Source organism: Geomonas sp. Red276, assembly GCF_054784495.1.
In genome coordinates, this window is sequence record NZ_BLXW01000026.1 from 30,819 (window position 1) to 42,803 (window position 11,985).

The 11,985-nt window shown below is 60.9% G+C and carries 10 protein-coding genes; 1 reads left to right on the forward strand and 9 read right to left on the reverse strand.

Annotated features, from left to right (window positions below; translation table 11 throughout):
• Window positions 1-363: 363 nt before the first annotated feature.
• From ACYVL5_RS16770 to ACYVL5_RS16810, 9 genes are all read right to left on the reverse strand, one after another.
• Window positions 364-1,227 (reverse strand): hypothetical protein, encoded by an 864-nt coding sequence (locus tag ACYVL5_RS16770; RefSeq protein ID WP_460596723.1) that lies wholly within the window; start codon window positions 1,225-1,227, stop codon window positions 364-366.
• 63 nt (window positions 1,228-1,290) lie between these two features.
• Window positions 1,291-2,016 (reverse strand): transglutaminase domain-containing protein, encoded by a 726-nt coding sequence (locus tag ACYVL5_RS16775; RefSeq protein ID WP_460596724.1) that lies wholly within the window; start codon window positions 2,014-2,016, stop codon window positions 1,291-1,293.
• A 173-nt stretch (window positions 2,017-2,189) separates the two neighbouring features.
• Window positions 2,190-2,771: a tetratricopeptide repeat protein gene (locus ACYVL5_RS16780; protein WP_460596725.1), complete on the reverse strand. Its 582-nt coding sequence runs from the start codon at window positions 2,769-2,771 to the stop codon at window positions 2,190-2,192.
• Between the two features lie 10 nt (window positions 2,772-2,781).
• On the reverse strand, window positions 2,782-3,678 hold the full coding sequence (gene secF / locus ACYVL5_RS16785) for a protein translocase subunit SecF (protein WP_460596748.1): 897 nt from the start codon (window positions 3,676-3,678) through the stop codon (window positions 2,782-2,784).
• Window positions 3,679-3,696: 18 nt separating this feature from the next.
• A complete protein-coding gene (secD, locus tag ACYVL5_RS16790) occupies window positions 3,697-5,298 on the reverse strand; it encodes a preprotein translocase subunit SecD (protein WP_460596726.1) in 1,602 nt (533 codons plus the stop codon).
• 30 nt (window positions 5,299-5,328) lie between these two features.
• Complete coding sequence (yajC, locus tag ACYVL5_RS16795) at window positions 5,329-5,652, reverse strand: preprotein translocase subunit YajC (protein WP_460596727.1); 324 nt, start codon at window positions 5,650-5,652, stop codon at window positions 5,329-5,331.
• A 211-nt stretch (window positions 5,653-5,863) separates the two neighbouring features.
• Entirely contained in the window at window positions 5,864-6,988 is a 1,125-nt protein-coding gene (gene tgt / locus ACYVL5_RS16800; RefSeq protein WP_460596728.1) for a tRNA guanosine(34) transglycosylase Tgt, read from the reverse strand.
• 37 nt (window positions 6,989-7,025) lie between these two features.
• A complete protein-coding gene (queA, locus tag ACYVL5_RS16805; protein ID WP_460596749.1) occupies window positions 7,026-8,051 on the reverse strand; it encodes an S-adenosylmethionine:tRNA ribosyltransferase-isomerase in 1,026 nt (341 codons plus the stop codon).
• A gap of 1 nt (window position 8,052) precedes the next feature.
• Complete coding sequence (locus ACYVL5_RS16810; protein ID WP_460596729.1) at window positions 8,053-9,162, reverse strand: SpoIID/LytB domain-containing protein; 1,110 nt, start codon at window positions 9,160-9,162, stop codon at window positions 8,053-8,055.
• Window positions 9,163-9,512: 350 nt separating this feature from the next.
• Here ACYVL5_RS16810 and ACYVL5_RS16815 point away from each other — a divergent pair, with 350 nt between their 5' ends.
• On the forward strand, window positions 9,513-11,702 hold the full coding sequence (locus tag ACYVL5_RS16815; protein WP_460596730.1) for an HD domain-containing phosphohydrolase: 2,190 nt from the start codon (window positions 9,513-9,515) through the stop codon (window positions 11,700-11,702).
• Window positions 11,703-11,985: the final 283 nt, after the last annotated feature.

Sequence of the window (11,985 nt, forward strand, 5' to 3'; positions counted from 1 at the left end):
CGCTGGCACGGTCCGTCGCCATCAGGAATCGGTACCTCTTTCTTTCCCGATCTGTTCCAGCAACTTCACGAGCCCCGGGTCGTTCCCGGCCGACTATGACAAAGCGGAAGTTGCCAAAGCCACTACGTCAACACGCAAAACGTATCCCAACTTTGCAACTTTGCAACCCTCCCCCTCCCCTTCTCACCACCGCTCAGTGAAAGCCCTAAGAGAGGATCACAGCCGTTCAGTACTAATTTTTGAAGATCTGGTCGATGGCAGGAAAAGTGTAGGGTGGGCGGCCCCCTGCCCACCGGGCCGCTGGTCTTTTGCCGACAAGCTGGTCCATCTACCGCTTGGGTACGGAGCGCCCAGCCCGCGGGCTTACTGGATTCCGGTTTTCAAACGGTTGTCATGGCCTGAAACGAAATCGACGCCTTTAAACGTGAGTTTCAAGCGCCCTTTTTCGAACATCACCAGTTCAAGCTTGGAGAGAGCTCGTATGATGTCTGCCGCGGAGCGGGAGTCGCGAATGTGCACCGTGGCACCGGCAAAGTCCTGCAGGGCCAGTTTTCGCACCACGATCACGGCATCGTTCAGTTCCGATTCCGCAAGACCGCGCCAAAGCCACCGGCTACCCAACAAGGCACCGTATGACTCAAGGATCAAGTTAGCGACCGACCCGGCAAAACCGAGGCTGATATGGGCTCGGTCAAGGTCGTCGCGAAGGGTGAAAGGATTGTCGACCAGGTACGGTCCGACTACCCAGCCGATGTAATAGTCGTCATGGGGCTCGTAGGCTTTGCCGAGACATCCCAGCATGGCCATGGCCAAGATGAGATAAAGGGACCAGAACCAGCCGGCATGGGAGACGGGTAGACGGGTAAGGTAGGAGAAAGCGAGGATTACACAGAAGATCACCATGCCCGCGAAGGCCCAGGTATTGTCATCGTCATGACAAAGATATTTCTCCTTGGGGCGCAGAAAATACGATATCCCCATGAAGGCGAGGCAGAGGTTAACCCCGGCGAGAAAGGAGTCCCGGTACACCAGATGCTCGATCCATCCGCGATTCACCATCCCAAAAGCAAAAATCATGGTGAATATGAAGACCACAAAGGCGACGGGGGTCAACAACACCGTCGATACCGCGAAAACGAGCGCGTCCCGTCGCGCAGTTGCGCAAAGCTCCCGCAGTCTGCTGCGCAATGCGCGCGACAACTTTTGATCCTCGGTCAACTCGGTCATCTACCACCTGCTACTTGCAGCTGTTCCGGCGTGGTTATTGCCTTCGCGGGGCACCCAAACGGCCTACCGTTTGAGCCATTCCTGGTAGGTCAGGGGCTTCTCCAGAAGCTGCCATTGCGGGTCGTTTGGGAAGTGGTGATTGAGGAAATCCTCGGGCGGGTTGAGGAAGCTGTGGCGGGTGACATCGACAAGCCCCCATTTCCCGTCCACCTTCACGGCGTTCCAGGCGTGGGCTTCCTGGCGAAAGCCGCTGGCCCTGCCGGTGACGACCGCGCTTGGCAATCCCATCTTCTCGGTGAGCGCCGCGAAGAGATTGGCCATTCCTTCACAGACCCCTCTCTTCGCGGCGAGTACTCCTTCCGGACTCTGGTCACCGCCGTGCTGGCCGTATCTTCTTTGCCACTTGGAAGCGTTGTCGTAGTAGATGTTGGAACGGATCCAGGCGAAAGCGGCGTAGGCCTTGTCTCTGTCGGTGGACGCACTTTCCAGCAGAGACTTCGCCAATCGATCGAGCTCCGTCTGCGGCTGGGGAGGCGTATTCGGCTGCTCTTCCCGCTTCGAGAGGGCCACGGGCGCCGCGGTGGAAACCGCCGGCTTAGCCACCACCGGAGCTTCCTCGGGCTGGTCGAATCCCTTGAGTGGGACCGCTTTCTTCCGGTATTTGGGAGGGATTGTCCGGGAATCGTCGGTGAAATGCTGGGTGCCTTGGCTGTCCGTCCAGGTGAAGACCTCGGCGAACAGTGTGCTGGACCACAACAACAACGTTACTGCGAGAAGTATCGCCCTCATTACCTTCCTTTCCGTCACCACGCGCAACATCTTCTTCCTGGTCGCTGCGACTAAGCTTGATGCGCATTGCGCCCTGGACCCGAGGGAGGGACGGAACAACTTGTAGTTGCCCAGCAGAAACGGTGGTACGAAAAAAGGCCCTGCCGGTCGGCAGGGCCTTTTGTTTTCGTGGGCTATTTACCACCCATTCCTTTACCCATGCCGGCGGGCATGGCGGAAATGTCGGCCTTGATCTGCTGGGCCGTCGGGCTGGTGGAATCGAACTGGAGATACTTGGTCCATATCTCCTTGGCCTTCTCGGGCTGCTTGAGATCGACCATGTACACCACGCCGAGGTTATACAGACTCTGCAGGTGCTTGGGATCGATCGACTGCGCCTTCTCGAAGTTGGCGATCGCCTTGTCGTACCAGCCGATCTTCCGGTACATGATCCCCTGGTCGGTCATGGCATTCACGTTCTTCGGCTCCAGCTCGATTACCTTCGAATACGCGTTGACCGCCTTTTGGGCCTGATCGGTATCGAAGTAGTCGTTGGCGAGCTGGTTCCAGACCTGGGCGTTGGTCGGGTCCTTCGCCACGATCTTCTCGGCCTCGGCAATCCGCTTCTGGTAATCCATCGGGGATCCGGCCCCCTGAGGAATCGAAACCTCCGCCGGAAGCTGCTGCTTGTGACCGGCGATGTTGATGACCAGGTAGCCGCCGAGGAGGCCGATGATGGCGGCCACGACGAGGGTGAGAACGTTCTCCTTGCTCACGGAAATCTCCTTAGGCTTTCGCCTCTTCGGCGGGTTTCTCCCACAGGGCCACGATGGGGCTTGCCACAAAGATGGAGGAGTAAGTGCCGACCAGCACGCCGCAAAGAAGTGCAAAAGCGAAGTCGTGAATCACCTCACCCCCGAACAGGAACAGGGTGACGGACGCCAGGAAGACGGTCAGCGAGGTGACGATGGTACGGGAAAGGACCTCGTTGATGCTGCGATTGAAGACCTGGGGAAGCGGGTCTTTGAGGCTCTTGTGAAGGTTCTCGCGGATACGGTCGAAGACGACGACCGTGTCGGTGAGCGAGTAACCGGCGATGGTCAACACCGCGGTGATGAACAGGAGGTTGACCTCCTTCCCGGCAACGTAGAAGACGGCGATCATGAAAAGCACGTCGTGCATGGTGGCAACTACGGCCCCTACCCCGAACTTGTAGTCGAACCGCCAGGCGATGTAGACGACGATCCCCAGCATGGAGATGATCACGGCGATCATGGTGTCGTGCTTGAGTTTATCGCCGATGGAGGGGCCAATTTCGGTGGAGCTGTCCACCGTGTAAGGGTTGCCCGGCATCTCCTTTTTGAAGGCGGCCTCCACGGCGTCGGCCACCTTGCCGCTCTTCCTCATCTTGACGAGGAGCTTATTGCCGTCCTTGATCTCCTGCAGGTCCACTTCCTTGATCCCCTCCTTGGAGAGGGCGGAGCGTGCCTGCTCGGTGCTGACCGGCTGGGCGAACTTGAGCTGGATCTCGGTGCCGCCCGAGAAGTCGATACCCATGTTGGCGGCGCCGCGGGCGATCTGCACGATACCGATCAGCCCGATGATGGCGAAAATTCCGGAGATGACGAAGGAAACCTTCTTCATCCCAATGAAATCGATGTTGGTCTTTCCAAGCAGTTCCATTGACATGATCCCCTCCCCTTATATGCTCAGTCGCTTCACGTGGACGCGGTCCAGGAAGGCATCGAAGATGACCTTGGTGCCGACCAGCGACGTGAAGAGGTTGATGATGACACCAAGACTCAGGGAGACGGCGAAACCTTTGACCGGGCCGGTGCCGAACTGGAAGAGCACGGCGGCAGTGATCAGCGTGGTGACGTGCGAGTCCATGATGGTCAAAAACGCCTTGTCGTAGCCGGCGTCGAGCGCCGCGTGTGGCGTCTTGCCGAGCTTCAACTCCTCACGGATCCTCTCGAAGATGAGGACGTTGGAGTCGACCGACATACCGACGAGGAGGACGATAGCGGCGATGCCGGGCAGGGTCAGAGTGGCGCCCAGGGCGGCCAGGGACCCCATCAGGTACACGAGGTTGAGCACCATCCCGAAGTTGGCCACCATGCCGGCCGCCCGGTAGTAGATCCCCATGAAGATGACCACCAAGGCGACGCCGGCCAGACCGGCCATGAGACCCTTGTGGATGGAGTCCTGACCGAGGGAAGGACCGACGGTGACGTTCTGGAGGATCTTGACCGGCGCGGGGAGCGAGCCGGCACGCAGCACGATGGCCAGGTCGGCGGCTTCCTTCTCGGTGAAGGAACCGGAGATCTGGGCGCTGCCGCCCGAGATACGCTCGCGGATGACCGGGGCGGAGTAGATGTTGTTATCGAGCACGATGGCGAAGCGCTTGCCGACGTTGGCGGCGGTCACCTGGTCGAAGAGCCGTGCGCCGGTGGAGTTGAACTCGATGGCGACGTAGGGCTGGTTGTACTGGGAATCGATCCTGATCTGGGCGTCGGTCAGAAGGTCGCCGGTGATCATCGCCTTCTTCTTCACGACGAGCGGGGTCTCGGAAACGGCGCCGGTGGTGGCGTCGGTCTTCTTCTCGAAGAGGAGCTCGTCGTCGTCGGGAACGCTCGACGGGGTAGCGGTGGCGGCGTTCACGTTCTCGTCCACGAGCTTGAACTCGAGGCGGGCGGTCTTGCCGATCAGGTCGATGGCGCGCTTGGGATCCTTGATGCCCGGGAGCTGGACGACGATGTGGTCGATCCCCTCGCGCTGGATCACCGGCTCGGAGACGCCGAACTGGTCAATCCTGTTACGGATGGTCTCCAGCGCCTGGGCGACGGCGCGGTCTTTGCGGACCTGGGCCTCTTTCTCGTTGATGCGAAGCTGCATGTTGACGAAGCCACCCTCGTCGAAGGCCGGGAGGATCTCGAGGTCGGGATACTTCTTCTTGACCATCTTCTGCACGTTATCGGCGGTGGCGCGATCGTACAGGACCAGCTGGACCTTGTCGGACCCGAGCTTGCCGATGTTTTTGAAGCGCAGGTTCTGGGAGTTGAGGGAATCCTCCAGGTCGGTGGCGATCAGGTCCAGGGAGCCCTCGACCGCCTTCTGGGTCTCTACCTCCATAACAAGGTGAGTACCACCCTGCAGGTCAAGACCGAGATGGATCTTGTCCTTGGGAAGCACCCCGCTCCACCAGGAAGGGAGCTGGGAAGCGAGCGTCGGCACCATGTAGATGCACGAGGCGATAATAAAAACAGCGATGAGGGAGATACGCCAGGTATAGCCTTTCGTCATGGAAAAGCTCCTTTCGGGAGTTTGATGATGCTAGTCCTTCTTGACCGTTGCGATGTAGCCCTTGTTGATTTTGACGTTGACGCCCGGGGCGATCTCCAGGGTCACCACCTGGTCGTCGAGCGCGGTCACCTTGCCGTGCATACCGCCGGCGGTCACTACCTGGTCCCCTTTCTTCAGGGCATCCAGGAGGGCCCTGTGCTCCTTGGCCTTCTTCTGCTGGGGCCTGATGAGGAGGAAGTAAAAGATGGCGAACATCAAGATGAGGGGAATCATCCCCTGAAACTGGGCCAGCGGCCCGGCAGCCCCGGCAGCTCCGCCGGACGGGGGCGCCATAGCAAACGCCAAACCAAACATACTGTTACCTCCTGGGTGGAATGTGAAAAAACAACTAAAAACTAAAAATTAAAAAGCGATAGAACGCGGATGACACGGATTTAACGGATAAAGGCGGATCAAGCGAAAAACTTTTTATTGTTTGAGCCTTAACCCCTTTTTAAGCCTTATCCGCGCAAATCCGTTTAATCCGCCTTGATCCGCGTGCAAAGTTTTTGACTTTATCCGCCGTTTAGACGAGAGGGACCATCCCCCGCTTTGCGTAAAACTCCCGCCGGAACTCGGCGAAGCGCCCCTCGGCGATGGCGCCCCGCGCCTTCTCCATGAGCTTCAGGTAGAAGTGCAGGTTGTGCCAGGTGTTCAGCCGGGAGGCCAGGATCTCCTGGCTCCGGTACAGGTGCCTCAGATACGCGCGGCTGTAGTTGCGGCAGACGTAGCAGTCGCATTCCGGATCGATGGGGCCGGTGTCCTCGGCAAAGACGGCCGACTTGATGTTGATCCTCCCGGTGCCGGTGAAAAGGGCGCCGTTTCTGGCGTTCCTGGTCGGCATCACGCAGTCGAACATATCGAAGCCGGCGTGGATCCCTTCGATGAGGTCCTCGGGGGCCCCGATCCCCATGATGTAGCGCGGTCCGTTTTCCGGGAGGATATCGGAGCAGGCCTGCATCATCTCGTGCATGAGCCCCTTCTCCTCGCCCACCGAAAGCCCACCGAGCGCATAGCCGTCGAAGCCGATCTCCTGCAGCTGCTGGGCGCTCTCTCTTCTCAGCTCGGGGTGCATCCCCCCCTGCACGATCCCGAACAGGGCCTGGTCCTCCCGGCGATGGGCCTCCTTGCAGCGCCTGGCCCAGCGGGTGGTGAGCTCCAGCGACTTCTGCACGTAGGAGCGCTCCGCGGGGTACGGCGGGCATTCGTCGAAGACCATGGCGATGTCGGAGCCTAACGCCTCCTGGATGGCGATGGAAACCTCGGGAGAGATGAAGTGGGTGGAGCCGTCGATGTGCGACCGGAACTTCACCCCCTCTTCGGTGATCTTCCTCAGCTCTCCGAGCGAGAAGACCTGGAACCCTCCGCTGTCGGTGAGAATGGGGCCGTTCCAGTGCATGAAGCGGTGCAGCCCCCCCAGCCGGCCGATCAGCTCGTGCCCGGGACGCAGGTAGAGGTGATAGGTGTTGGCCAGGATGATCTGGGAGCCGACCTCGGTGAGCTCCTCGGGGGTCATCGCCTTGACCGTGGCCTGGGTACCCACCGGCATGAAGATCGGAGTCTCAATCTTGCCGTGCGTGGTTGTCAGAGAGCCGAGCCGGGCAGCGGAGCCCGGGTCTTTCTTTATCAATTCAAAGGTGAGTGCCGGCAAAAAACTATCCTGTGTCTGGGAAACTTCCCGCTACGCCCTAGCTTATGAACATCGCGTCGCCGTAACTGAAGAACCGGAAGCGCCTTTTGACTGCCTCCCGGTAGGCGGCTGTCATGGTCTCCTGGCCGCCAAAAGCGCACACTAGCATAAATAGGGTGGATTTGGGGAGATGAAAATTTGTTATCAGAGCATCTACTGCCTTAAAAGAGTATCCGGGAAGGATAAAGAGATCGGCTTCCCGTTCCCCGGCCTTGATTTCTCCGGTGGCCGCCGCGTGCTCCAGGGCCCTTAGCGACGTGGTTCCCAGGGCCACCACCCTCCCCCCGGCCGCCTTGCAGGAGGCGATGGCGTCGACGGTGGACTGCGGGATCCGGTAGATCTCCCGGTGCATGCTGTGCCGGGAGAGATCCTCCACCCGGACCGGCATGAAGGTCCCCAGCCCCACGTGCAGGGTGAGCGGCGCGATTTCCACGCCCCGCGCCCGGATGGCGTCGAGCAGTTCCGGAGTGAAATGGAGTCCCGCCGTGGGAGCGGCCACCGCCCCCTTCTCGCGGGCGAACACGGTCTGGTACCGCTCCCGGTCCTCCCCCTCGGGGCTCCTCTTTATGTAGGGGGGAAGCGGCATGCTCCCCGCCCCCTCCAGCCACCCCATGAAATCCTCGGCTCCCTCGAAGAGGACCCGCCACTCGCCATCCTCGCGGGCGGTCACCGTGGCGGTGACGTCGCCGGGCAGGAGCACCCGGCAGCCGGGGCCCGGGGTCTTGGAGGCCTTCATGAGGCAGCTCCAGAGCTCCCCCTCGCCGTTTAGCCGGCGGACCAGGAAGATCTCCACCGCGCCCCCCGATTCCTTCTTCCCCAGCAGGCGGGCCGGGATCACCCGGGTGTCGTTGAGGACCAGGACGTCCCCCGGCCTGAAGAGCGAGGCGATGCCCGGGACCGACGTCTCCCCGAGCGCACCGTTTCCGCGGTCGACGGTCATCACCCGGGATGCGTCGCGGCGTTCGGCCGGATGCTGGGCGATCAGCTCGGGGGGCAGTTGGTAATCGAAGTCGGAAAGGAGCATCTTACTGGCCGTACCCCTTGGCAAGCTTCACCCCGGGATAGTAGTAGGACAGGATCTCCTGGTAGTCGAAGCCGTCGGCGGCCCGCTGCTTGGCCCCCCACTGGCAAAGGCCGACGCCGTGCCCGCTCCCGGTGCCGCTGATGAGCGCCTCGTCGCCGGCCATCCTGATCTCGAAGTTGGTACTTTTCACCACGCCGTAACCGATGGCCTTGCGGAAGGCGACCCCGGAAACGGCGACCCGCCCCCGGGAGCCGGAGACGGTAAGCTCCTGGACGCGGCCGCTTTCGTTTCTCGACTGCACCCGGATATCCCTCACCCCCCCAACCTGGTAGCCGGCGGCCCTGAGCGCCACCTCCACCTTCTTGAGCGGAAGCTTGAGATCCCAGCGCATGGGGTTCGCGTCCAGGCAGTAGCGGCAAGGGACCCCGCGCAGGTACGGAAGCGACATCCCCCACACGTTCTTCGAGTTCTCGGTGTGACCGCCGCAATTGGAATGATAGAAGGCCTGGATGACCTTGTCGTCGTAGGTGAGGACCTCGCCGGCGGTCTCCAGCACCGCGCGGGCGGCTCGGCTGTCCTCGATGTCGCACCCTTCGTAGACCTGGTCCATGACGCTCGACTCGAGCTGGTAGGGGGCACCGCGGCGGGTATTTTTCTGGTAGACCGCGTAGGAACGGGCGATGACGGCCTGGGCCTTCACCGCCTCCAGCGGCCAGGAGGAGGAGATCTCGCAGTTGATGAGGCCGATCAGGTAGTCCTCGATGGGAAGCTCGTTCACCACGAGGAGCCCGCGGTCGCCCGAGGTGACCTCGACGATCCCCCGGTACCCCTTGCCGTTCACGTCGATCCGGACCGGCGCCGAGGCGACCAGGCCGGAGATGGTGACACCGTTGGCGGTGATCCGGCTCCCGGCGCGCCTGACCTCGATCGGCATCTCGATCCTGAGCGGTTCCCCGCGGGTGTCGGTCAATAGCACCCCGGTACCGTCCAGCTGGAGGGTATCGCCCCCCTTGACCACGGCAACCCTGATGGTTTCCGGCCGCCAGGCGGCGGAACTACCACCCGCGACCAGACAGACAACCAGTATGATGAAAATCCTGAAAAAGCTCATGTAATCCATGCACCACAGGCCGACTGGGGCCCTTGCTAAAAGCCTCAAATATAAACCATGGAACTGCCCGCAAAGTCAATAATTTTATGTTTCTAAGAAAGTGCGCCGGCTCCATAATTGGCAAGCGGTTTGCTTTTAATATCATTAAATTGATGGGCGCCCGAGCACGGCAGACAAAGACCGCCGGCCGTGACACTCTAAACGGCCGCGATGGCGCGGGGAAGCTGGCTTTCGTTAGCTCCAACTCCCGAAATAACTGTTGCTATCTCGGTGAAATTGCGTTATATCGCTGGGCAATGACTGCGCGAAATCGCGGTGTGTACTGTTTTATCCTAATGCGGACGGGGTCGATGGTTAATTCTCTCAAAATCAAGATTTTGGCACTGGTAACACTGATCCTGATTTTGGTGATATCGTCCGTATCATACATGAACTACGTGCAGCAGAAAGAGATGCTGCACGAGATTGCCAACCGCAACACCTCCGTTCTCGTGGAGACCATCAAGAGCAGCATCGGCAATGCCATGCTCTCCGGGCGCTCCGACGAGGTGGGGAACATCTTCCGCCGCATCAAGTCCCGCGAGCTGGTCAAGTCGATCAGGATCGTGGACACCAACGGGGTCATCCTCAACTCGGCCGACCCCGCCGAGATCGGGACCCGGACCGTCGAGGCGCCCCAGCACCGCCCCACCTCTCCGAATCTGAACATCCTTCCCGACGACGGACTGTTCATCTCCTACGCCAAGATCTTCAACGCCCCCCAGTGCTACCAGTGCCACCCCGCCGGACAGGAGACGCTCGGGCTCTTGGAGATCCGCCTCTCCCTCGACTACCTCAACAACTTCCTAAGCCGCGAGCGCGACACCGCGGTCGCCTCCAGCGCCACCCTGATCATCCTCACCTTCGTCACCATCTGCGCCCTCCTCTATCTCTATGTCGACCGCCCCATCCGGAGGCTCGTCGCCTACATGGAGCAGGTCGAGCAGGGAGATTTCGACCACCGCGTGCAGATCACCAGCTCGGTGGAGATGAAGAGCCTGTCCGAAAGCTTCAACCGGATGGTGGTGAGATTGAAGGCGATGATGGAAAGGACCATCTCCCACGAGCGCGAGCTCGCCCGCGCCCAGGAGAAGCTCTCCTTCCACCGCGAGACCCACCTGATGAACGGGCGGCTCGAGGAGCAGATCCGGGAGATCGAGAACCTCAACATCACGCTCGAGGAGCGGATCGAGGAGATCGAGGAGGCCAACTACAAGATCGCGGACCTGGCCGGGGAGCTGGAGGATAAGAACACCAACCTCGAGAAGGCGGTCGCCAAGCTTTCCACCCTCTACCGCCTGGGTCTTGCCATCAACTCCACCATGGAGGTGGAAAGCCTCTACCACCTGGTGGTGAAGACCACCATGGAGACGCTGCAGGCCCAGATCGGCTACATCATCCTCTACGATCCCAACTGCGAGATCCTCCGGGTCACCAACCTGATCGGGCTGAACGATCCCCTCCCCAGCGAAGGGAAGGTCCCGATGAAGGAGACCGGGGTCTCCACCTGGGTGATCACCAACCGCAAGCCGCTTTTGATCTCGGACATCAACCAGAACCCCGAGTTCGACCGTTTCAGCCTTCTGGGGTACGAACGCAAGACGGTGATCTGCGCCCCGCTCATGGTGAAGGACGAGATCATCGGCACCCTCACCATGGTGAACAAGGCGGACAGCACCACCTACAACCACGAAGAGCTGGAGCTGTTGAGCACCATCGCCGCCCAGGCCTCCATCGCCATCAAGAACGCGATGCTCTACGACGAGCAGCAGAGGACCTACCTGAACACCATCCAGGCCCTGGTCTCCGCCATCGAGGCCTCCGACAGCTACACCCGCGGCCATTCCGAGCGGGTGACCAAGTTCTCGCTGGCTTTAGCCCGCAAGCTGGAGCTCCCGCAGGACCGCCTCAAGGTCATCGAGCGGGCGGCCATCCTCCACGATATCGGCAAGATCGGCATCGATCTCTCGCTGCTCCACAAGGAGGCCAACCTCACCGAGGCGGACGTCGAGGAGCTGCAGCAGCATCCCAACATCGGGATGAGGATCCTGGAGCCGATCGAGTTCCTCCACGACGTGAGGCTCTGCATCGGGCAGCACCACGAGCGCTACGACGGCCTCGGGTATCCCAACCAGCTCACCGCCGACGATCTCCTTTTGGAGTCCCGCATCCTGGCCATCGCCGACTCCTTCGACGCCATGACCTCCGACCGCCCCTACCGAAAGGCTTTGGGGGTGGACCTGGCCATCCAGGAGCTCGCGGAAAACGCCGGCACCCAGTTCGACCCGGTGCTGGTCCCCATCTTCATCGATCTCCTCAAGACCCCCAACTTCCTCCCGGACCGCCACGCCACCCCGGCGCAGCAGCGGGAGGCGGTGCTGGCCGCCCTCCCGGACGATTCCGGCGAGGAGACCCTGGTCGCCCAGCTCGCCGCCGAGCGGGTACGGAAGCAGCACTCCACGAGCATCTACCACTCCCGGATTGCCCAAGCCGCCGAATGATGCTATAAATGTGCCTGGCGACTGAGGTCCCGCCGGAATCCGGCAGGACGCTCCCCCCGGCGATCGAGCATCCGGTCTTCCCCAAATCCAGCACGACCTGCTTCGACCGCCCTTTCTTTTTGCACCACCCCCATCCTCAACCTCTCCTTCTCCTTGAAGGAGAAGGAACGCTACGCAAAGCCCGCTCCGATCGCCGCTTACGTCTCATTTCTCGATCCATCGAGGAGAGAAGGTGGCCAGGGGCTCCCTCCCCTTCAAGGGGAGGGGCGGGGTGAGGATGGGG